The following is a 22,135-nucleotide window of genomic DNA, read 5'->3' as shown; positions in this document are numbered from 1 at the left end:
GCGCATTGAGGGATCAAGCCATGTGGCAGCAAAGCATATCACAACCACCGGATTCCGCTTCCGGCTCCGAGCGGCGCATCGATCTCGACTGGGTGCGGATCGCAGCCTTCGGCCTGCTGATCTTCTACCATGTCGGCATGCTCTACGTTTCCTGGGGCTTCCACATCAAGAGCGCGCATCGGATCGCCGCGCTGGAACCGGTGATGCTGGTGCTCAATCCGTGGCGGCTGGCGCTGTTGTTCCTGGTTTCGGGCGTGGCGACCCGCTTCATGCTGCGGAAATACAAATTGGAGCCGCTGCTGCGGTCACGGTCGGCGCGGCTATTGATACCCTTGGTGTTCGGCATGCTGGTGATCGTGCCGCCGCAGGCCTATGACCAGATCGTCGAGGCGGTTGGCTATCCGGCCGGCTTCGTCGATTTCTACCAGCGGCATTACCTCGCTTTCGGGCCGCAATTCTGCCCAACCCCCTGCATCCTGCTGCCGACCTGGAACCATCTCTGGTTCGTGGCCTATCTGTGGGTTTACACGATGGCGCTGGGCGGCGTGCTGGCGCTGGCTCCCGGACTTCTCGGCTGGATCGAACGGCGGCTGGCATCGGCGCTATCGGGCGTGCTGCTGCTGGTCGTGCCGCCGCTGCTGCTTGCGGCCTATCGTCTGGTCCTGCTGCCACACTTTCCATCGACGCACGCGCTGTTCGGCGACTGGTACAATCACGCGCTGTTCGCGACCGTCTTCCTGTTCGGCTTTGTGCTGGCCCGCGCTGCGGCCATCTGGGAGGCGATGGAGCGTCTGCGCTGGCTGGCGTTGTCGCTGGCGGCCGGGTTCTTTCTGTCTTTTCTGGCCGTGCGGGCGACCAGGTACGGCGGCATGCCGCTGAAGATCTATGCCGGTGTGGCTTACGCTTTCTATCAATGGCTTTGCATGCTCGCGCTGCTCGGCTTCGCGCGGCGATGGTTGACCGCGGATTCGCCGGTGCGGCGCTATCTCACCGATGCGATCTTCCCGTATTACATCGTGCACCAGACCGCGATCATCATGATTGCGCATGCGTTGCACGGACAGGGCCTGCCAGCCTGGCTTGAGGCGGGGATCGTCATTTTTGGCACGATCGCGGCCTGCGTGGCGACCTATGAGATCGTCCGGCGCGTCACTATCTTGAGACCCTTGTTCGGATTGCGGATGGCATCCGAACCGGCCATGCCGGTGCGGGCGCGGAGCCAGCCCGCGCAATGATTGGCCGCCTCGCAAAAGGTGTTAAGACGGCGCATGCCCGACCGGATCTATCTCGACTGGAACGCGACCACGCCGCTTCGCCCGGAAGCCAAGGCGGCGCTGGCGGCGGCCTGGGAGCTAGCCGGCAACCCGTCCTCGGTCCACACCGAGGGCCGCCAGGCGCGCCGGCTGGTCGAGGACGCCCGCGCCACGGTCGCCGCGGCGGTCGGCGCCCGGCCGCAGGATGTGGTCTTTTCATCAGGTGGAACCGAGGCCAACGCGCTCGCTCTGACGCCGGGCTTGCGGCGGGGCGCAGGGCAGCCGGTTCAGCGGCTCCTGGTGTCGGCCATCGAACACGCCTCCGTGCTATCGGGCGGACGGTTTCCACCCGACGTGATCAAGACCATCAAGGTCACGGCCTCGGGCCTTGTTGATCTCGACCATCTGCGCGAGCTGCTGAACGGCCCTCCCGCGCTGGTGTCGGTGATGCTGGCCAATAACGAGACCGGTGCCATTCAGCCCGTGGCGGAGGTGGCCCGGGTCGTCCATGAGGCCGGCGGGCTGCTGCATGTCGATGCGATCCAGGCATTCGGGAAAATAGCCTTTGATATCAACTCGATCGAAGCCGATCTGATCACCCTTTCTGCACACAAGATCGGCGGCCCCAAGGGTGTCGGTGCGGTTGTTTTGGCCGGGGACGTGCAGGGGCTGGAGCCGCTGCTGCGCGGCGGCGGGCAGGAGCTGGGACGCCGGGCGGGTACCGAGAACGTCGCGGGGATTTCAGCGTTTGGCGCAGCTGCCAAGGCCGCCATGGCAGCTCTGGAAGTGGACGCCGGCCGGCTGGCGGGCCTCAAGAGCAGTCTTGAGGACGGTTTGAAGCAGACGCCCAGGATGATTGTGTTTTCGGAAGCAGCGCCGCGGTTGCCCAATACCACACTGTTCAGCGTTCCCGGCCTAAAGGCCGAAACCGCCGTCATTGGCTTCGATCTCGCCGGTATTGCGGTATCGTCGGGCTCGGCCTGCTCCTCCGGCAAGGTCCAGCCATCGCATGTCCTGAACGCCATGGGGCAGGGCCGGGAACTGGCTCAGGGAGCTGTGCGGCTCAGTCTGGGGTGGTCTACATCACAGACAGACATTGAATTAGCCCTCAAGGCTTGGCGAAAGCTCTCCAATACCTTACTTAAGGGCGACGAAACACAGGTTGAACGGTTCTAAGCAATCGGTTCTGAACCAATCAGGATCGATCAGGCTCTAGAACCGCCGGATTGATCCACCGCGGTCCTTGAAACCGCGAGCGGAGGATGGAATGGCTGCCGTACAGGAGACGGTCGATCGCGTCAGGCAGATCGACGTCGACCAATATCGATATGGATTTGAGACGCTGATCGAGTCCGACAAGGCTCCAAAAGGGCTGTCGGAAGACACCGTCCGCTTCATCTCTGCGAAAAAGAACGAGCCGGCGTGGATGCTGGAATGGCGGCTGGAGGCCTATCGCCGCTGGCTGACCATGACCGAGCCGCAATGGGCCCGCGTCAACTATCCCAAGATCGACTATCAGGATCTCTATTACTATTCAGCGCCGAAGCCGAAGAAGACGATCGGTTCGCTCGACGAGATCGATCCCGATATCCTGAAGACCTACGAGAAGCTCGGTATTCCCTTGCGCGAGGTCGAGGTGCTGGAAGGGGTCGTGCGGCCCGAGGGCCAGCGCAAGATCGCGGTCGACGCTGTCTTCGATTCGGTCTCCGTCGCGACCACGTTCCAGAAAGAGCTGAAGCAGGCCGGCGTGATCTTCATGCCGATCTCGGAAGCGATCCGCGAACACCCTGAACTCGTGAAGAAATATCTCGGCACGGTCGTGCCGACCTCGGACAATTATTTCGCGACGCTGAATTCGGCTGTCTTCTCCGACGGCTCGTTCGTCTATGTGCCGCCGGGCGTGCGCTGCCCGATGGAGTTGTCGACTTACTTCCGCATCAACGAGCGCAACACCGGCCAGTTCGAGCGTACGCTGATCATTGCCGACAAGGGTTCTTACGTCAGCTATCTCGAAGGCTGCACCGCGCCGCAGCGCGACGAGAACCAGTTGCACGCCGCGGTCGTCGAACTCGTCACGCACGACGATGCCGAGATCAAATATTCGACCGTGCAGAACTGGTACCCCGGCAACTCCGAAGGCAAGGGCGGCATCTACAATTTCGTCACCAAGCGTGGCGACTGCCGCGGCAATAATTCCAAGATATCGTGGACCCAGGTCGAGACCGGTTCGGCGATCACCTGGAAATATCCGAGCTGCATCCTGCGCGGCGACAATTCACGCGGCGAGTTCTATTCGATCGCGATCTCGAATGGTCACCAGCAGGTCGATTCCGGCACCAAGATGATTCATCTCGGCAAGAACACGACGAGCCGGATCATCTCCAAGGGCATCGCCGCCGGCGTCTCGCAAAACACCTATCGCGGCCTCGTCACCGCCCACAGGAAAGCAACAGGCGCGCGCAACTTCACCGCCTGCGACTCGCTCCTGATCGGCGATAAATGCGGCGCCCACACCGTGCCGTATGTCGAAGCCAAGAACTCCTCGGCGTTGTTCGAGCACGAAGCCACCACGTCGAAGATTTCGGAAGACGTGCTGTTCTACTGCGTGCAGCGCGGGCTCAGCCAGGAAGAAGCCGTCGGCCTCGTGGTCAACGGTTTTGTGAAGGATGTGCTGCAGCAACTGCCGATGGAATTCGCGGTGGAAGCGCAGAAGCTGATCTCGATCTCGCTGGAGGGCAGCGTCGGGTAACCCGGATGGTTCGAAACATCTTCTACTTCATTCGGTTTGCGCCGCTCGGGCTGTTTTTGATGATTGCCATCGTCGGATTGTTTGCCGTGTTGATCGGGAGTTTGGCGGGATCGGTTGAAGCTACCGAATTCGGCAAACTGGCTGCAGGTGGTGGATCTCTGGGGTTTTTTGCCTGGCTTTTTTTGCCAGTTCTAGTTCGGGCGTTTTAGGCCAGAAGGAAAGAATATGACTGCGTTACTTGAAGTGAAAGACCTGAAAGTCCGTGTCGAGGAGCGTGAGATTCTCCACGGGCTGTCGCTCACGGTAAATCCGGGCGAGGTGCATGCGATCATGGGGCCGAACGGCTCCGGCAAATCGACGCTGTCGCACGTCATCGCCGGCAAGCCCGGCTATGAAGTCACCGGCGGCGAAATCCTGTTTAGGGGCGAGGATCTCCTTGAGATGTCGCCGGATGAGCGCGCCGCCAAGGGCGTGTTCCTGGCGTTCCAGTATCCGGTCGAAATTCCCGGCGTCGCCACCATGAACTTCCTGCACGTGGCGCTGAACGCGCAGCGCAAGGCGCGCGGCGAGAGCCAGCTGACGACGCCGGAATTCCTGAAGAAGGCCTATGCCGCGGCGGCCAGCCTGAACATTCCGCGCGACATGCTCAAGCGCGGCGTCAATGTCGGGTTTTCCGGCGGCGAGAAGAAGCGCAACGAGATTCTGCAGATGGCGCTGTTCGAGCCGGCCGTCTGCATCCTCGACGAAATGGATTCCGGCCTCGACATCGACGCCCTGCGCGTCGCAGCCGACGGCGTCAACGCGCTGCGTTCGCAGGGCAGGGCCATGGTCGTCATCACCCACTACCAGCGGCTGCTCAACTACATCGTGCCGGATTTCGTGCACGTGATGTCCAAGGGCCGCGTCGTCAAAAGCGGCGGCAAGGAACTGGCGCTGGAGCTCGAGGCTTCCGGCTACGCCCAGTTCGAAGACGCAGCCTGAGGCGGGATACGGATTTTGTGATGAATGTGGCTTTGGTAAAAAATGAGACCGGGAGCGCGCTGAGCGACAGCTTTGCGATCGCGCGCGACCGGCTTCCGGGCGCCGGCAAGGTTGCTGCGGCGCGCGAGGCGGCTTTCGCTGCCTATGCGCAAGCGGGCCTGCCGCATCGCCGGATCGAGGACTGGAAATACACCGATTTGCGCGCGCTGATGCGCGAGGTGCTGCCGCTGGCGCCCGCGCCGGATACGGCGGAATTTTCGCGAGCTGCCAGCGCCGCCAAGCTGCACGCCATCGAAGGCGTCCGCCGGCTGGTGCTGGTCGACGGCGTGTTTGCGCCAAAGCTTTCCGAACTCGGCGGTCTTGAGAAGGGCCTTGGCATCCGCACCCTGCGCGAGGCGCTGGAAACCGGCGACGCTGCGCTGCAGGCGCTGTTGTTCACGCCTGACAATGCCAATCCGATGGTGGCGCTGAACAGCGCGATGATGACCGACGGTGTGGTGATCGATGTCGCCGACGGTGTCGTGCTGTCGCAGCCGCTGCACATCGTCCATATCGCCAGCGGTACCGTGCCGGCGGCGATGTTCACGCGCTCGCTGCTGAGGCTCGGCAAGGATGCCGGTGCGACCCTGGTCGAAAGCTATATCGCGGCCGAGGGCGCCAAGGCCTATCAGGTCCACGATTCCCTGATCATTTCGATCGGCAATAATTCACGCCTCGACCATGTCCGCCTCAACGAAGACGGTCGCGACGCCTTCAATATTTCCTCTGGTGTGGTGAGCCTCGGCGCGCACGCGCATTTCAACACCTTTGGCATGATGTCGGGCGCCGGCGTCAGCCGCTACCAGGCGACCATCGCGTTTGCCGGGGAGGGCTCCAGGGTCGAGACCAACGGCGTCAATCTGCTCAACGGCAAGCAGCACGCCGACACCACGCTGTTCATGGACCACGCGGTGCCGCACTGCGACAGCCGCGAAATCTTCCGGGCCGTCGTCGATGACCGCGCCCATTCGGTATTCCAGGGCCGCATCATCGTGCGTCCGCATGCCCAGAAGACCGACGCCAAGATGATGACGCGGGCGCTGCTGCTGTCCGACGAAGCCGAGGCCGACAACAAGCCGGAGCTCGAGATCTTTGCCGACGACGTCACCTGCGGCCATGGCGCCACCACCGGCGCGCTCGACGAGAGCCTGCTGTTTTACCTGCGCGCGCGCGGCCTTTCCGAGAAGGAAGCCCAGGCGCTGCTGATCCAGGCCTTCGTCGGCGAGGCGATTGAATCGATTGTGAATGACGGCCTGCGCGAGCTTGCGATCGCAGCGGCGCAGCGCTGGCTGGAGGCGAGGGGTTGACCATGCATCCGGCGGTGAAAAATGGCGCCTATGACGTGGCGCGGGTGCGGGAGGATTTTCCGGCGCTGGCGATGAAGGTTTATGGCAAGCCGCTGGTCTATCTCGACAACGCCGCTTCCGCCCAGAAGCCCACCGCCGTGCTCGATCGCATGACGGAAGCCTACAAAAGCGAATACGCCAACGTGCATCGCGGGCTGCACTATCTCGCCAACGCCGCGACCGAAGCCTATGAAGGCGGCCGCGCCAAGGTGGCAAAATTCCTTAACGCCGGACGCACTGAAGAGATCATCTTCACCCGCAATGCCACCGAGGCGATCAACCTCGTGGCGTCGTCCTGGGGTGAGCCGAACATCGGGGACGGCGACGAGATCATCATCTCGATCATGGAGCACCATTCCAACATCGTGCCCTGGCATTTCCTTCGGGAGCGTCACGGCGCGGTCATCAAATGGGCGCCGGTCGACGACGAAGGCAATTTCCTGATCGAGGAATTCGAAAAGCTTTTGACGGACCGTACCAAACTGGTCGCGGTCACGCAGATGTCGAACGCACTCGGCACCATCGTGCCGGTCAAGGACGTCGTGAGGCTGGCGCACGCCCGCGGCATTCCGGTGCTGATCGACGGCAGCCAGGCCGCCGTCCACATGACGATCGACGTGCAGGACATCGACGCGGACTTCTACGTCTTCACCGGTCACAAGCTGTACGGCCCGACCGGCATCGGCGTGCTCTATGCCAAGCACGAGCATCTGGTCGCGATGCGCCCCTTCAACGGCGGCGGCGAGATGATCCGCGAAGTCGCCCGGGACTGGGTCACCTATGGCGATCCCCCGCATAAATTCGAGGCCGGCACGCCCGCGATCGTGGAATCGATCGGGCTGGGGGCGGCGATCGACTACGTCAATTCGATCGGCAAGGAGCGCATCCTCGCCCATGAGCACGACCTCGTGACCTACGCCCAGGATCGCCTGCGCGAAATCAATTCGCTGCGCCTGATCGGCACCGCGCGCGGCAAGGGACCGGTGATCTCGTTCGAGATGAAGGGCGCGCATGCCCACGATATCGCGACCGTGATCGACCGCCAGGGCATCGCGGTGCGCGCCGGCACCCATTGCGTGATGCCGCTTTTAGAGCGGTTCAATGTCACAGCCACCTGCCGAGCGTCATTTGGGATGTATAATACCCGTGAAGAAGTCGACCATCTGGTGCAGGCGCTGATCAAGGCGCAGGATTTGTTTTCATGACCGACACAGCCGAAGTCAAAACCGCCAACGAAGTCAAAGCCAATATGGAAACCCAGTCGGCGCTGCCGCCGGAGGAGACCGAGCGTCTCGGCGGCGAGATCGTGGCGGCGCTGAAAACGGTGTTCGACCCGGAAATTCCGGCCGACATCTACGAACTCGGCCTGATCTACAAGGTCGATTTCAAGGACGACCGCAGCGTCGATGTGATGATGACGCTGACCACGCCGAACTGCCCGGCGGCGGGCGAACTGCCGACCATGGTGGAGAACGCCGTCGCCAGCGTTCCCGGCGTCGGCGTCGTCAATGTCAATCTGGTGTGGGAGCCGGCCTGGACGCCGGATCGCATGTCCGACGAGGCCCGCCTCGTGCTCAACATGTGGTGATGCGCGTTAACAGTTTTACGGGAAAATAACCGGCATTGATTTGCCGCTGGGATTGACCACATGAATGACATGACGCCATCAGCCCCCACGCCCGCATCCAAGCCGAAGCCGCGGCCGCGCCCGCAGGTCATGAAACTGACCGAGGCGGCCGCGCAGCGTATTACGGAACTGACCAAGCGCGCCGATTCCGAGATCGTGGGCCTGCGCGTGGGGATCAAGAACGGCGGCTGCGCCGGGCAATCCTACACGGTCGAATACGCCCATGACGTCCGTCCCACCGACGAGGTGGTCGAAGACCGCGGCGTCAAGATCCTGGTCGATCCCAAGGCCGTGTTGTTCCTGCTCGGCACCGAAATGGACTACAAGGCCGACAAGATGCAGGCCCAGTTCATCTTCAACAACCCGAACCAGGTCTCCGCCTGTGGTTGCGGCGAGTCGGTGCAGCTGACGGCTGCGAAGATCTGATCGTCGCCCCGGCCTTGAGCTCAGATGCGCAATTGCGCATCGGGGGGCCCATAACCACCGGCGGCAGTTGGTTTGCGCGCTAGTCGTTATCTTCCTTTTACAACAACACGGGCCGCGGCGTATGGGTCCCGGCGCCTGATGCGCAATTGCGCACTAGGCCGGGACGACTGAGATGGATCGCGATTTCCTGATCGACCTGTTTTCTGATTTCGGTCCGGTGACGATCCGCCGGATGTTTTCCGGCTTCGGCATTTCCGCTGACGGCACCAACTTCGCACTCGCGCTGCGCGCCGGGCTGTATTTCCGGGCAGATGAGACGACGATACCGCTGTTCGAGGCGGAGGGATCGCAGCCGTTTTCGTATCAAACCCGCACCAAAACCGTGACCGTGAATTCGTATTGGCAATTGCCGGCGCGGCTGTTCGACGATTCGGAAGAGCTGAGCAATTGGGCGAGGGCGGCGCTGGCTGCCGCGCAGCGCGCGGCGTTGCGCAAGCGTCCGAAGGCGCGCAAGGCCGCGAAGAAAGTTGCAAAGAAAGCTGTGGTGAAAAAGCCGGCGGCCAAGAAGAAACCGGCAACTCGTAGGGTGGGCAAAGCGAAGCGTGCCCAACAATCCAGATAAGGAACGGACGTTGTTGGGCACGGCGTAAAAACGCCTTTGCCCAACCTACGGGCTCACCAAGAAGGGCTGAACGTCAGGCCACCTGGCTGCGCTGGTCGGCGGCGTATTCGGGGTCGACTTCGCAGATCACGCGGTTGCGGCCGTTGCGCTTGGCGGCGTAGAGGCAGGCATCGGCTCGTTCGATCAGCGAATCCGTGTCGTCGCCCGCTTTCAGCATCGACACGCCGACCGAGATGGTGACGCGGCCGAGGATTTCGCCGGTGGATTTCTTCTTCAATTCCTTCGCCATCACGGCGCGGCGGATGTGATCGGCAACCGTCAGCGCCTGGCGCAGCGCGGTGTTGGGCAGCACGACCGCGAATTCCTCGCCGCCATAACGCGCGGTGATGTCCTGTCCCTTGATGGTCTGCTTCAAGGACATGCCGACGAGACGCAGCACCTGATCGCCGGTGAGGTGGCCGTAGGAATCGTTGAACGATTTGAAATGATCGATATCGAACATCATTAACGACAACGGCTCGCCGTTGGCCTGCGCCGCCTGCACGGCCATTTCGATCGAGCGGTCGAAATATTTGCGGTTGCCGAGGCCGGTGAGCGGATCGGTCAGGCTCTCGGCGCGGATGGCTTCCAGGCTGTGCTGGAGATTGCTGATCTCGTTCTTGGACAGCGACAGCCGGTTCTCCAGCGCCTTGTTGGTGTCACGCATCTCGCGGGTGGATTTCACCAGCTGTTCGATCACCGCCTTGACCTGGTCGGGGCTCTGCGCGGTCGACAGTTTCTGGCTGGCGCCGCTCAGGCTGGCGTCGTAGCTCGCCGACATGCCCAGCGCCTCGGTGATCAGCGTCATCACGTCGTCGATCTCGCCGATCACGCGCGCGCCGACCTTGTCGATGCGGTCGGAGGTTTTGATGTGGGAGAGGTACGTTTCGTAGATCTGTTCGAGGTCGGCTTCGCTCAGCCTGCCGTTGCGTGCCAGCGTCTCGTTGATGATCTTGTTGAGCGGGGCGTTGTAACCGGTGGCGTAGACGTACCAGATTTCATAATTGCGGGGTACGGCGGTCTGCCGAAGCGATTTGATCTGGCCCATCGCGACTTCGGCGAAGGCCAGCGTGCGTTCGTGTTCGTCCAGCAGTTTCACCACTGATCCGTCCCTAATAGCGAGCAACGCTTCGCGCCGCCCAGCAGGCAATAACTAAAATTATCGCCGTGAAGTTAAGGGAGGAGAATGAACGCCCGGTAAACAGGGTTGTACCCTGTTCACCGCGTGGACGGCGTTGAAAGCGTTAAACGCGGGCGCGCACGGGACGCAGCAAAAACGCCGGAAGATGCGAGTGATCGGCAGGCTCGGATTCGACCTCGCGCTGGGCGCGCCGCGGCTCGGCCCGGCCGATCGAGGGTACGCGGGAGGCCGGTGCCGGCGTTGGCGGCGTGAACGCTTCGGTCGCTGCCTGCGGCTGCGGGCCGGAGTTGCGCTCGCCTCCCTTGGCGTGGCGCGGTTCGCGCTCACCGTTGCGCGGCTCGCGCTCACGTCGCGGCTTGCGTCCGCCACGCGAACCTTCTCTCGAACCTTCCTTGACGCTTTCCCTGGAGCCTTCTTTCGCACCGTGGCGGGAGCCTCCGCGAGAGCCTTCTCTGCCGCGCGCCTCGCGCGGCGGGTCGATATCCCCTGACGCTTCCGATCGCACGGAATAGTCGCCTTCCGCACGGGGAATGGATTTTCCGATCAGCCGTTCGATCGCGGCCAGCGATTTGGTGTCGAGCGATGTGACGATCGAGATCGCGGTGCCGGCGCGGCCGGCGCGACCGGTTCGGCCGATGCGGTGGACGTAGTCGTCGGCATGATGCGGCACGTCGAAATTGAATACGTGGCTGACGGTGGGAATATCGAGGCCGCGGGCGGCGACATCGGAGGCCACCAGTATCGGGATTTCGCCGGAGCGGAATTGGTCGAGGGCGGCGGTGCGGGCCGACTGATCCATATCGCCATGCAGGGCACCGACACTGAAGCCGTGCTTTTGCAGCGACTTGTAGACGACGGCGACTTCGCGCTTGCGGTTGCAGAAGATCAGCGCGTTCTGGAGGTCTTTGGCGTCGCGCAGCAGGCGGCGCAGGATCTCGCGCTTCTCGTGCACCTCGCGCCCGCAGGCGACCTGGAACTGAGATACGCCCACCGCCGTGGTCGCAGGCTTGGAGACTTCGATACGTTCGGGATTGTGCAGGAAGGCTTCGCTGATGCGGCTGATTTCGGGCGGCATCGTCGCGGTAAAGAACAGGGTCTGTCGCGTGAACGGGACCAGCTTGCAGACCCGTTCGATGTCGGGAATGAAGCCCATGTCCAGCATGCGGTCGGCTTCGTCGATGACCAGGAGTTCGACGCCGGTGAGCAGCAGCCCGCCGCGCTCGGTATGGTCGAGCAGCCGGCCCGGGGTCGCGATCAAGACGTCGACGCCGCGGGTCAATTTGGTGTCCTGATCGCCGAACGAGACGCCGCCGATCAGCAGGGCGACATTGAGTTTCTGGCCAATGCCGTATTTGTCGAAATTCTCTTTGACCTGGGCCGCCAGTTCGCGGGTCGGCTCCAGGATCAGGGTGCGGGGCATCCGTGCCCGGGCGCGGCCCTTTTCCAGCATGGTAAGCATGGGCAGGACGAAGGCAGCGGTCTTGCCGGTGCCCGTCTGGGCGATGCCGAGAACGTCACGGCGGGCCAGAACGTGGGGGATCGCCTGTTCCTGAATGGGCGTAGGGGTGGTGTAGCCGGTGGCCGCAACAGCGGCGAGAACCTTGTCGGAAAGTCCGAGATGGGAAAAAGACATTGAGCCTCTAGTCGACACCGCCGTTCGGAATCGAGGGTAATAAGGCTGTCGCGTTCAACCCCGAAACGGCGCGCTTTAAAAAGCTGGGGGCTCTGACTTACGCTGACGAGCGGCTAACCCAGGGGAATCGCGTGTCGATCCAGGGCCGCGTTGGCCGGAACATAGGCGCGAAACGGCCAAAGTCAATCTGGGAACCAGCCAAATGGCCGAAAAAGCTTAATGTTTTCGCACAAATAACGGCCAAACCGTCATTGGCGGTCAAATGCGTCGAGCTTGCCGAGCCTGCTGCGGCGCGACCGGTCGCGCGCTCATACCCTATTTCCTTGTCGCCGCTTCCCTGAAATCGCCGGGCGTGATGCCCTGAACCGCGCGAAACACGCGATAAAATGTTGCGAGGCTGTCGAAGCCGCTGGCGAAGACGATCTCGGCAATGGTCATGGCCGGCGCCTCGCGCAACAGGCGGCGGCTTCGCTCGATGCGCAGCGCGGTGACGGTTTGCGAGAAGCTCATGCTGGATTCTTCGAACAGCACGTGCAGATGACGAACCGAGATCGCGAGCTGACTTGCGACGAACGCTGGCGACAGTTGCGGCTCGGCAATGTGGCGGGCCATCAATCGCCGCGCCAGGGACAGGCGGCCGGCCCGAACCGCGTACTGCGCAACCCGACTGGTCGGCCGGACAACGCCGCGCTCGATCAATGTGAGGTGCGTGAGCGCCTGCACCAGCGCCTTCGTTGTCGCCGGATCGCTGTCGTTATCCGCTTCGGTCAGGTCGGTGAAACAGGATTCCAGCAGCGGGGTGAGGGTGGCGCGGTCGGTAAACGGTTTTGGGACGAGGTCGTGCAGGCCGGGTAGCGGCAGCAGAATGTCGGCCACCGGTACCTTCAGAATGCGAAGATCGAAGCCTTCAGCGGCGATCGGGACCGTGTGGTAGGGCAGATCCGAATAGCTCGTCGCAAACGTTCCGCCGGCGACTTGGAAGTCATCGACATTGCGGACCCTGAACCAGCCGCCGCCGCCAAGCTGCTGGCAGATGCAAAGGCTGTCGCTGGGTGCGTTGGCGATATCGGTCGCACTGCGCTCGACGTGGTAGCTTGAGGCGCGCAGTCCGACCAGTCCCGCGGAGCCGATCTTTCGAAGCGAGAATTCTCCGGAGAACTTTGGGCGGTGCTCCCGGTCGAGTTCGGCGGTCGCCCCAAAAAGCCCCTTGGAGCGCACCTCGCGCCAATAGTCGAACCGGTCCTTCGGATCGACCTGATCGGTGGACCATCTAAAGGCAGAGGTACCCTGATCTCCAGGAGGGGCATAGGCGACCGGCGCCAGACATGCCGCTCCTCTTAAAGCCGAAATAGCCACCCCCAGGACTCCTCCCCAAGATATGCCGCGGTGCGACAAATCACTCGGGAATCATGCCACGGCGGAGGAACCCGGTCCTGATGGGACGGCGGTGACTTTCTGAAATTTCTCTGATATTCGCTGTGCGCAGACCAGCCCTGAGAAGATTGCGGACATAAGTTGCTCTGTTTCGCCGGATTTGAACTTGACCCGGAACGCGCCAGGCTCCGCGGGCCCGGTGGCGAAGCGATCCGGCTGCGCCCGAAATCCTTCGACATGCTGCAGCTGTTTGTGACCAACGCCGGGCGCGTTCTCAGCAAGCAGGACCTGATTGACGCGATTTGGCCGAACGTCCATGTGGGCGACGACAGCCTTTTCCAATGCGTCCGCGAAATCCGCGCCGCGCTTGGCGACGACCAGCGCCAATTGATCAAGCTGGTTTCCGGCCGCGGTTACCTGTTCGACGGGCAAGTGACGGTCGGGCCGGGCGGCCTTGGCGCGGCTGATCAAGCACCGCCTCCGGTCGCGACGGCCGACGCCGATCCTGTCGCCGCGGCGTCACCCAAGCTCGCGGCAGAGCCCGTCCGGAAACGGCTCCGCTTCGGCTTGCGCGCCGCGCTTGCGACGGCGGCCGGGCTCGGTGCTGTCATCGGCCTAGCCGTCGGCGCGCCGATCTTCGTGCCCGATTTCATCTTCGCGCGAAAACCCCCCACCGTTGCCGCAGAGCAGCTCGTTGGGGTGGGTGAGGGCCAGAAACTTGCCGAGTTGGCGGCGAGCGTGGCTGACCGCCTCAGCGCGGCCGTCAGCCTTGCCGCCGCAGCACCGGTGCTCACGCCCGATTCCATGTTCCCACGAAAGTCTCCGACCATCGCCATGATGCCGATCGTCGGCGTCGGTGATAGCCAGTTGGTTGCCGAGATGGCGGGGGACGTGACCGACCGGCTCACCGACGGCTTGGCGAGGATCGACAAGTTGCGCGTGCTGGCGCCGCGATCTCAAACGGCTTCGGCGGTGCCCCAGCCCGTCGCCGCGCAGCCGGAGGCCGACTTCGTGGTGAGCGGCGAGTTACGGTTGGAAGGCGGGGCCTGGACCATCCAGGCGCGCATGAGCAATGGCGCCACTGGCGAGGTACGCTGGAGCAACTCGGTTTCGGTCGGCATCGAGAAGTCGGACATGACGCTTCAGCAGATCCGGCTCGCCGCGGGCGTCGGCCATCCGCTGGCGCTTCGCATCAATGCGATGATCAATGCCGGCCCGGCCGCGACCGACGACGAACTGGCTGGCGGCGCCGCCAAGGTCGTTATCGAGCAGGCGATGGCCTCGATCAACCAGACAACGCCGGAGCGTTTCAAGGCTGCGCAAACCATGCTGGAGAAAGCCATCGCGGCCGATCCCGGCAATGTCGATCTTGCCGCCGCGTTGGCCGCGCACTTGCTGCGCGGCATCCAGATGACCTGGTACAACAAGGCCGATGTTGCCGAGACTCAACGCGCCGCGCAGTCGATGCTCGAGCAGGCGCTGCGGGCGAAGCAGACCTACATCCCCGTGCTGGAGGCGTATTGCCGCCTCCTCAACACGACAAACCAGTTCATCGAAAGCCTGGTGGCCTGCGGCAGGGTGTTGACCTTCGATCCCTGGGACGGGCTCGCGATCTACAACCTGGGCCTCGGGCAGCTTCGGCTCGGGCGGTTCGAGGACGCGCTGGCGACGTTCAAACTAGCCGAACAATTCGATACGCCGCGAACGGCGCGCTGGACCTGGCTGCTGGGAGCAGGGCTGACCTTGGTGGTGATGGAGCGCGACGAAGAGGCGATCCCCTATCTCACGAAATCGATTGCGATCACGCCGGCCACCGGACGATCGCATGCGGTGCTGGCAATTGCCTACCAGCGCACGGGCCGCACGGACGAGGCCAAGGCAGCCTTGGCCAAGACCATGGAACTGCGGCCCGGCTCCACGGTCGCCAACATCAGGCTTGATCCCAGGAATGCCAGCCCCGTGTATAACGAAGCTGCCAAGCGTGTGGAGGATACTCTCCTGGCGCTTGGTATGGCGGCGAAATAGCGGTCTCGCATCTGACTTACGTGGCGGAAATGGGGCTCTGGTCCTGCCTGCAGCATTGAACCGCCGGCGTGGCTTTATCGACTACGACAAAAGCGGTCCCGCGCGGCCGCGCATCATTGCGGGGAACTGATTATGACGAGCTGGTTACGGCCCAAGGCGCGGTCCAAAGCCGGGCGGCTTTCCGGACTGGCATTCGGCATTGTCGCCTCGTTGCTGGCGTTCGCTGCCCCCGCTTATGCCGAAAAACGCGTCGCGCTGGTGATCGGCAATAACGACTACCGGAACGTGCCGAAGCTGCAGAAGGCCGTCAACGACGCCCGCACCATGGGCGATACGCTGAAGCAACTCGGTTTCACCGTCATGGTCGCCGAGAACCAGACGCGCCAGGCTTTCAGCCAGAGCCTGCTCGCGTTCGACAAGGCGGTCGGCAAGGGCGACACCGCGTTCTTCTTCTATGCGGGCCACGGCTTTGAAATCGCCGGCCAGAACTTCCTGCTGCCGACCGACGTGCCGGCGGCAACCGAAGGCCAGGAGGAACTGGTGCGCGACGCTTCCATCCTCGCGGACCGCATCATCGAGCGTTTGCAGAACAAGGGCGCGCGAACCGCCATTCTGGTGTTCGACGCCTGCCGCAACAATCCGTTCGAGCGCTCCGGCACCCGCGCCGTCGCCGGTGGCGGCGGCCTCGCGCCGATGACGCAATTGCCGGAAGGCGTGTTCTCGATATTTTCAGCGGGACCGCGGCAGACCGCGCTGGACCGCCTGTCGAACGACGATGCCAATCCCAATTCCGTGTTCACCCGGACCTTTACCAAGGAACTGACGCAGCCCGGCGTCAACCTCGTGCAGGTCGCGCAACGCACGCGGCGGCTGGTCAGCGAGCTGGCGGAGACCGTGCGCCACAAGCAGATCCCGGTCTATTTCGACCAGATGGTCGATGACGTATTCCTGAGCGGCACGGCGAAGGCCGCGCCCGAGGTCGCCGTCGCCAAGCCTGCGGAGCCATTGCAGAAGGTTGCAGCGTTGCCGCCGGTGCACCGGCTGGCGCCGTCGAACGATTCCGTCAACGCGCCGATCGCGATGTTCTCGCGCCATAATAGCGGCTGGACCGTGGTGTTCTCGATCGCCGATCCGACGCTCGGGATTTCCTGGCGGATGGGCGAGGCCGGCGATTTCCGCGAGACCGGCTTCATCGACACGCTCGATCCGCGGACCCGCAAGCGGATGCCGAACCCGTCGATCGAGCTTCCGGCCGACGCGCCGGCCGCCACGATCCAGGTGCGCTATGTCGATACCAATGGCGAAGTGCAGGGGCCGTTTCCGATCCGCTTCGATCCCGAGGCGGCGCTGATCCGCGACCAGCGCAAGGTACTCGACATGACCGCGACCAGCTGGCTGTCGTTTCGTGAATTCAACGGGCTCCTGGTCTATTACACCCATCTGATGTCGTACCGCTGCGCGATCCGCGAGGTGCGCGTTGGCATCGACAGCGCCGTGCCCGACCAGGTCCTGAAAATGCCGCCGTGCGATCCCAAAGATCCCAGCGTCATCCCGCGCGAGGCGCAGCCCTACCTCAAGCTTGCGCCGGCGACCAAGTCGGTTTCGGTCGAGCTGGTCTACCGCGACGGCAGCGTGTCCGAGATCAAGAGCTTCCGGCGCTAAAGCGTTTTCGAGCGAAGTGGATACCGGTTCGCGTCGAGAAAACGCGTCAAATCAAGAATCTAGAGCCCCGTTCCGATTCCATCGGAACGGAAAAGGCTCTAATCCAGCCAGCGTCGTCCGATTGAGCTACAGTCCGCTCGGAGGTCGATCATGGACGCAGGCAGTTTTTCGCGGCAGCCCCCGGGGCGCACGATGAAGGTTCGCTGCTGCATCGTTGGCGGCGGGCCCGCCGGTATGATGCTCGGATATCTCCTGGGCCGCGCCGGGATCGATGTCGTGGTGCTGGAAAAGCACGCCGACTTCTTTCGCGATTTTCGCGGCGACACCGTGCATCCCTCGACCCTGCAGGTGATGGACGAACTCGGATTGATCGACGGATTTCTGAAGCTGCCGCATCAGCGGTTGCAGAAGATGGAGGGGCTGTTCGGCGGCGCATCGGTGCGGATCGCCGATCTCAGCCGGCTCAAGGTGAAATACCCCTTCATCGCCTTCATGCCGCAATGGGATTTTCTCAATTTCCTGCGCGAAAGCGGCAAGCGGTTTGCCTCGCTCAAGGTGATGATGAGCACCGAAGCGACCGATCTAATTGAGGACGGCGGCCGCGTCGCGGGCGTGCGCGCAAACACGCCAGAGGGCATGATCGACATCGAGGCGGATCTCACCGTCGCCTGCGATGGCCGCCATTCGCTGGTGCGCGAGCGCGCGGGCCTTGCGGTCGAGGAAATCGGCGCGCCGATGGACGTGCTGTGGTTCCGCGCGGGAAAACGCGCGAATGAAACCGAAAGCCTGTTTGCGCGCGTCGAGCCCGGCAGGATGATGGTGATGTTCGATCGCGGCGATTACTGGCAATGCGCCTATATCATCGCCAAGGGTGAGTACGACGCCGTCAGGGCGAGGGGCCTGCCGGCGTTTCTGGACGACGTCGCGCGGGTCGCGCCGATCCTCAAATCCGGCCTTGCCGACGTCAAAAGCTGGGATGATGTCAAGCTGCTCACGGTTGCGATCAACCGTCTGCCGCGCTGGACGCGGCCGGGCTTGCTGTGCATCGGCGATGCCGCGCATGCGATGTCGCCGATGGGTGGTGTCGGCGTCAATCTTGCAGTTCAGGACGCGGTCGCGACCGCCAATCTTCTCGCGGCCAAGCTCGTGAACGGCTGCCCGCCGGAGAACGAACTGGATGCGGTGCGCCAGCGCCGCGAATTCCCGGTGCGGATGACGCAGCGGATGCAGGTCGTGGCGCAAGACAACATCGTCAGCGCCGCGCTGAAGCCCGGCAATCAGCCGCTGAAAGCGCCACTGGTGATGCGCCTGATCACGGCGGTGCCGTGGCTGCAGGGTATCACGGCGCGCTTCATCGGGCTCGGCGTCCGGCCCGAGCATGTGCAGTCGCCGGCATCTGCGGAATACTGAACAAGCTGGCTGCGGCTACGACATCACGCGGTGAGTCTGTAGCGGCCCCGCCACAGTAAGTGACAATCCGCCTGGTTCGCGACGTTGTAGCCCTCGCAGTGCCCACAGCGACAAGCCCGGTGCCAACCAGGACACGTCAGGATTTCGGTTGTCGATGTACGCTCCCCAATTCTGATAGAGGGGATTATTCAAAGTGAAGAAACTGGTACTCGCAGCTGCGATCCTTGCCGCCAGCGTGGTGAGCGCGTTCGCCGCCGACATGGCGGCCCGCCCGTACACCAAGGCACCCGTTGCACCTCCGGTTATCACCTATGACTGGTCCGGTATCTATATCGGCGGCGCTGTCGGCGGCGCATGGGACACCACCGATGGCGTTCTCTACAATGCTGTTCCCGGCGCTTTCTGGAGGACGGATAGCCAGAGTCGGTTGATTTACGGCGGCTTTGCCGGAATCCAGAAGCAGTGGGGCAACGTTGTTCTCGGTATCGAAGGCGGCTGGAACGGCCTGGACAATGGCTTCAACAACACCCGTGGCACTGGTGTCCTCGGCCCAGGCTGCATTTACGGCGGTGGGGCGTCGTGCCAAAGCCGCATCAATGACATCGGCTACATCGGCGGCCGGCTCGGCTATGCCTGGAATCGCTTTATGGTGTACGGCCAGGGCGGCTACGCCCGGGCTGACATCGATACCCAAGTCTACCTCCCCGCGGCCAACCTTACGATCGCGGCGGCCAGCGCCGCTCATGGCGGCTGGTATGCCGGCGTCGGCGGCGAATACGCGGTTCTGGACAACCTCGTTCTCGGCATCGACTACAAGCACTACGAGTTCGACAGCGAGCAGCACAATTGTAACCGGGCTGTAGTCGGCTGCACCGTGGTGGACCTCCGTAATGTCTCGGCGAAGGTCGATTCGGTGATGGGGCGGGTGAGCTTCAAGTTCAATCCGTGGTCGACCGGACCGGTCGTCGCCAGGTACTGAGAGTAGCTGCCTGCTTAAAACGGAATACTGAACAAGCTGGCCGCGGCTACGACATCACGCGGTGAGTCTGTAGCGGCCCCGCCACAGTAAGTGACAATCCGCCTGGTTCGCGACGCTGTAGCCCTCGCAGTGCCCACAGCGACAAGCCCGGTGCCAACCAGGACACGTCAGGATTTCGGTTGTCGATGTACTCTGCCCAACTCTGATAGAGGGGATTATTCAAAGTGAAGAAATTGGCGCTCGCCCTGTCCACGGTTGCGGCATTTGCCGCCCCGGCTTTCGCGGCGGATCTTCCCGCCCGCACCTATTCCAAGGCGCCAGCAATGGCGGTGACGGTGACAAGCTGGACCGGCTGCTATGTCGGCGGTGGCGGCGGCTACGGCATGTGGAACCAGGAAAACTCGACCTCGGGCTTCGGTCCGCCCCCCATTCCGGTTGGCGATACCGTAACGACGGGCGGTCGCGGTTATTTCGGAACGGTGCAGGTCGGTTGCGACTATCAGTTTGCGGCGGCGGGTGGAAACTTTGTCGTCGGCGCCTTCGGCGACTACGACTTCGCTAGCCTCAAGGGAACGCTCGCTCCCTCCGGTTTCTCCATGGTTGGTGATGAAAAGATGAGTTCGGCCTGGGCGGTCGGCGGCCGTCTCGGCTGGCTGGCTACCCCCAGCTTCCTGACCTATTTCTCGGCCGGCTACACCGAGGCGACCTTCGACCGCACCAACTTTAACTCCAACTTCCCGCCCTTTGGTGTTTCGGCGGGCTTTTTCCAGGATAAGCGCACTTACAAAGGCTGGTTCATCGGCACCGGCAACGAATACGCGCTGGATATCCTGCCCGGCCTGTTCTGGAAAAACGAATATCGCTTCTCGGAATTCGACGCGGAGTCCAATCCCATTCGGTTCACCGCAACGGGCTTGCCATCAGCCATCTCGGAGGATTCCAAAAAGTTCGTCCATACCGTTCGTAGTGAGCTGGTCTACCGCTTCAACTCGGGCGGATCGGCCCCGGCCAAGGCTTACGTCAAGGCTCCTGCCGCGCCCGTGGTGAACTGGACCGGGTGCTATGTCGGCGGCGGCGGCGGCTATGGCCTTTGGAACCAGGAAAACACCACTTACGATGACGGTCCGCCCCGGACCCGGTTCAGCGAGTCGGCGACCACGGGGGGCCGTGGCTATCTTGGAACGGTGCAAGGCGGCTGCGACTACCAGCTGGCCGCTGCAGGCGCGCGCTTTGTCGTTGGCGCCTTCGGCGATTACGATTTCAGCAGCCTCAAGGGAAATCTCAATCCGCAGCGTGTTAACGGCGTTGGCGACGAGAAGATGAGTTCGGCCTGGTCGGCTGGCGGCCGTCTCGGTTGGTTGGCGCTGCCCAACCTTCTGACTTATGTCTCGGTCGGCTATACCGAAGCGACCTTCGACCGCACTGATTTTACCGGCATCTCTGCCCCCTTCGGTGTTCCGGCCGGCCTCTTTACGGACAAGCGCACCTACAAGGGCTGGTTCATCGGCGCCGGCGACGAATATGCGCTGAACTTCCTGCCTGGCCTGTTCTGGAAAAACGAGTATCGCTTCTCGGAGTTCGATGTGGCGACCAATCCCATTCGGATCACTGCAACGGGCCTGCCGACTGGCGTCTCGATCGATTCCGAGAAATACACCCACACCGTTCGCAGCCAGCTGGTCTACCGCTTCAACTGGGGTGGCGGTGCGGTCGTTGCGAAGTACTGATTGCTGCTCAATCGGCAGCCGAAAAAGCCCCGGCATGTCCGGGGCTTTTTCGTTGCGGAAGTGCGTCAGTGTGACGTCGGCGCTATCCCATGACCGAGAAACCGCCGTCGATCGGGATCGCGGTGCCGGTGGTGAAGTCGGAGGCGGGCGAAGACAGAAACACCGCAATGCCGGCGAAATCGTCGATCACGCCCCAACGCGCCGCCGGCGTGCGCGCCAGCACCTTGTCGTGCAGCCCGTCGATCTGCGCGCGGGCGCCCCTGGTGAGATCGGTGTCGATCCAGCCCGGCAGCACCGCGTTGACCTGGATGTTGTCCGGGGCCCAGGCCACCGCGCAGGCGCGCGTGAACTGCACGATGCCGCCCTTGCTCGCCGCGTAGGCTGACGCAAAACTGGCGCCGAAGATCGACATCATCGAACCGATATTAATGACCTTGCCGCCGCCCGCTTGCTTCATCGCAGGGTAGACCGCCTGCGAGACCAGGAAGGCGCTGGTGAGGTTGGTCTGGATCACGCTGTTCCACTCGGCGAGATCGAGCACGTGCGGTGGTTTGCGGATGCTGATGCCCGCATTGTTGACGAGGATGTCGATCCGCCCGAGTTCGCCGGCCACGCGCGCGGCCATGGCGTCAACCGCCGCCTTGTCGGTGACATCTGCGACCACCGAAATGGCCTTGGCGCCGCTGCGCGTGAGCTCGGCGGCTGCGGCAACCGATTTGGCTTCATTGCGCCCGACAACCGCAATCGCGGCGCCGGCGTCCGCCAAACCGCGGGCCATGCCGAGCCCGATGCCGCCATTGCCGCCGGTGACGATGGCCACCTTGCCGCTGAGATCGAAAAGTTTTGCTTTCATTGTTGTTGTCCCATTGTTGTTATCGACAGAGCCGCGATCAGCTCTTGCCTTGCCAGATCAGGATCAGGCCGACGGCGCCGAGCACGGCACCATAGCCCGCCCATTGCAGCTGGTTGACCATGAAGCTCGATTGCGGCCAGGTGATCGCGCCGGTGCCCTGGCCGATCCAGAGCAGGCCGACGGCGAGCGCTAGAAAGCCAACGATCAAGAGCAATCTGGCCATGGATACTCCCCGCTGCCGCTTTCGAA

General features: G+C 63.0%; 20 protein-coding genes. 15 read left to right on the top strand and 5 right to left on the bottom strand.

From position 1 onward, the window contains the following. The first annotated feature begins 20 nt into the window (after positions 1 to 20). The 10 genes from JQ600_RS20630 (at position 21) to JQ600_RS20585 (ending at position 9,043) form a co-directional block, all read left to right on the top strand. The gene (locus tag JQ600_RS20630; protein ID WP_212490068.1) at positions 21 to 1,235 is read left to right on the top strand and encodes an acyltransferase family protein; all 1,215 of its coding nucleotides are present in this window, start codon (positions 21 to 23) and stop codon (positions 1,233 to 1,235) included. A gap of 33 nt (positions 1,236 to 1,268) precedes the next feature. Further along, complete coding sequence (locus JQ600_RS20625; protein ID WP_212389728.1) at positions 1,269 to 2,429, top strand: cysteine desulfurase family protein; 1,161 nt, start codon at positions 1,269 to 1,271, stop codon at positions 2,427 to 2,429. A 91-nt stretch (positions 2,430 to 2,520) separates the two neighbouring features. Beyond that, the gene (sufB, locus tag JQ600_RS20620; RefSeq protein WP_211994964.1) at positions 2,521 to 4,002 is read left to right on the top strand and encodes a Fe-S cluster assembly protein SufB; all 1,482 of its coding nucleotides are present in this window, start codon (positions 2,521 to 2,523) and stop codon (positions 4,000 to 4,002) included. A 5-nt stretch (positions 4,003 to 4,007) separates the two neighbouring features. Beyond that, on the top strand, positions 4,008 to 4,211 hold the full coding sequence (locus JQ600_RS20615) for a GlyGly-CTERM sorting domain-containing protein (protein ID WP_212261869.1): 204 nt from the start codon (positions 4,008 to 4,010) through the stop codon (positions 4,209 to 4,211). Between the two features lie 16 nt (positions 4,212 to 4,227). Beyond that, positions 4,228 to 4,983 carry a Fe-S cluster assembly ATPase SufC gene (sufC, locus tag JQ600_RS20610; RefSeq protein WP_212261867.1) on the top strand — a complete coding sequence of 252 codons (756 nt, stop codon included), beginning with the start codon at positions 4,228 to 4,230 and terminating at the stop codon, positions 4,981 to 4,983. A gap of 20 nt (positions 4,984 to 5,003) precedes the next feature. Beyond that, positions 5,004 to 6,329, top strand: a complete 1,326-nt coding sequence (sufD, locus tag JQ600_RS20605) for a Fe-S cluster assembly protein SufD (protein WP_212389729.1) — start codon at positions 5,004 to 5,006, stop codon at positions 6,327 to 6,329. Next, positions 6,326 to 7,573, top strand: coding sequence for a cysteine desulfurase (locus JQ600_RS20600; protein WP_212389730.1), 1,248 nt, complete (start codon positions 6,326 to 6,328; stop codon positions 7,571 to 7,573). The genes sufD and JQ600_RS20600 overlap by 4 nt, the downstream gene beginning before the upstream one ends. Further along, positions 7,570 to 7,956: an SUF system Fe-S cluster assembly protein gene (locus JQ600_RS20595; RefSeq protein WP_192739476.1), complete on the top strand. Its 387-nt coding sequence runs from the start codon at positions 7,570 to 7,572 to the stop codon at positions 7,954 to 7,956. Before JQ600_RS20600 ends, JQ600_RS20595 begins: the two co-directional genes overlap by 4 nt. Positions 7,957 to 8,016: 60 nt before the next feature. Beyond that, the gene (locus JQ600_RS20590) at positions 8,017 to 8,421 is read left to right on the top strand and encodes an iron-sulfur cluster assembly accessory protein (protein WP_212389731.1); all 405 of its coding nucleotides are present in this window, start codon (positions 8,017 to 8,019) and stop codon (positions 8,419 to 8,421) included. 172 nt (positions 8,422 to 8,593) lie between these two features. Beyond that, positions 8,594 to 9,043, top strand: a complete 450-nt coding sequence (locus JQ600_RS20585) for a TfoX/Sxy family protein (RefSeq protein WP_212389732.1) — start codon at positions 8,594 to 8,596, stop codon at positions 9,041 to 9,043. A 73-nt stretch (positions 9,044 to 9,116) separates the two neighbouring features. On the opposite strand, the gene JQ600_RS20580 is transcribed toward JQ600_RS20585, so the two are convergent. The 3 genes from JQ600_RS20580 to JQ600_RS20570 form a co-directional block, all read right to left on the bottom strand. After that, a complete protein-coding gene (locus JQ600_RS20580; protein WP_212389733.1) occupies positions 9,117 to 10,184 on the bottom strand; it encodes a GGDEF domain-containing protein in 1,068 nt (355 codons plus the stop codon). Between the two features lie 142 nt (positions 10,185 to 10,326). After that, positions 10,327 to 11,856, bottom strand: a complete 1,530-nt coding sequence (locus tag JQ600_RS20575) for a DEAD/DEAH box helicase (RefSeq protein WP_212389734.1) — start codon at positions 11,854 to 11,856, stop codon at positions 10,327 to 10,329. Positions 11,857 to 12,171: 315 nt separating this feature from the next. Beyond that, positions 12,172 to 13,212: an AraC family transcriptional regulator gene (locus tag JQ600_RS20570; RefSeq protein WP_312011028.1), complete on the bottom strand. Its 1,041-nt coding sequence runs from the start codon at positions 13,210 to 13,212 to the stop codon at positions 12,172 to 12,174. 159 nt (positions 13,213 to 13,371) lie between these two features. On the opposite strand from JQ600_RS20570, the gene JQ600_RS20565 reads away from it, so the two are divergent. The 5 genes from JQ600_RS20565 (at position 13,372) to JQ600_RS20545 (ending at position 21,033) form a co-directional block, all read left to right on the top strand. Further along, positions 13,372 to 15,255 carry a winged helix-turn-helix domain-containing protein gene (locus JQ600_RS20565; RefSeq protein WP_212389735.1) on the top strand — a complete coding sequence of 628 codons (1,884 nt, stop codon included), beginning with the start codon at positions 13,372 to 13,374 and terminating at the stop codon, positions 15,253 to 15,255. Between the two features lie 132 nt (positions 15,256 to 15,387). Then, complete coding sequence (locus tag JQ600_RS20560) at positions 15,388 to 16,917, top strand: caspase family protein (protein WP_212389736.1); 1,530 nt, start codon at positions 15,388 to 15,390, stop codon at positions 16,915 to 16,917. A gap of 150 nt (positions 16,918 to 17,067) precedes the next feature. Beyond that, positions 17,068 to 18,327, top strand: a complete 1,260-nt coding sequence (locus JQ600_RS20555; RefSeq protein WP_212389737.1) for an FAD-dependent oxidoreductase — start codon at positions 17,068 to 17,070, stop codon at positions 18,325 to 18,327. A gap of 193 nt (positions 18,328 to 18,520) precedes the next feature. Next, positions 18,521 to 19,306, top strand: a complete 786-nt coding sequence (locus tag JQ600_RS20550) for an outer membrane protein (RefSeq protein ID WP_212389738.1) — start codon at positions 18,521 to 18,523, stop codon at positions 19,304 to 19,306. Positions 19,307 to 19,539: 233 nt separating this feature from the next. Next, a complete protein-coding gene (locus JQ600_RS20545; protein WP_212490067.1) occupies positions 19,540 to 21,033 on the top strand; it encodes an outer membrane protein in 1,494 nt (497 codons plus the stop codon). Between the two features lie 82 nt (positions 21,034 to 21,115). Here JQ600_RS20545 and JQ600_RS20540 read toward each other — a convergent pair whose 3' ends face one another. Next, a complete protein-coding gene (locus tag JQ600_RS20540) occupies positions 21,116 to 21,886 on the bottom strand; it encodes an SDR family NAD(P)-dependent oxidoreductase (protein WP_212389740.1) in 771 nt (256 codons plus the stop codon). Between the two features lie 37 nt (positions 21,887 to 21,923). Next, a complete protein-coding gene (locus JQ600_RS20535; protein WP_212389741.1) occupies positions 21,924 to 22,109 on the bottom strand; it encodes a hypothetical protein in 186 nt (61 codons plus the stop codon). Positions 22,110 to 22,135 lie beyond the last annotated feature (26 nt).

Origin of the sequence: Bradyrhizobium sp. AUGA SZCCT0176 (genome assembly GCF_018130145.1) — a bacterium.
In the GTDB taxonomy this organism is placed as follows: domain Bacteria; phylum Pseudomonadota; class Alphaproteobacteria; order Rhizobiales; family Xanthobacteraceae; genus Bradyrhizobium.
The sequence above is the reverse complement of the archived record's forward strand: the minus strand, read 5'-3'. Positions and strand labels throughout refer to the sequence as shown.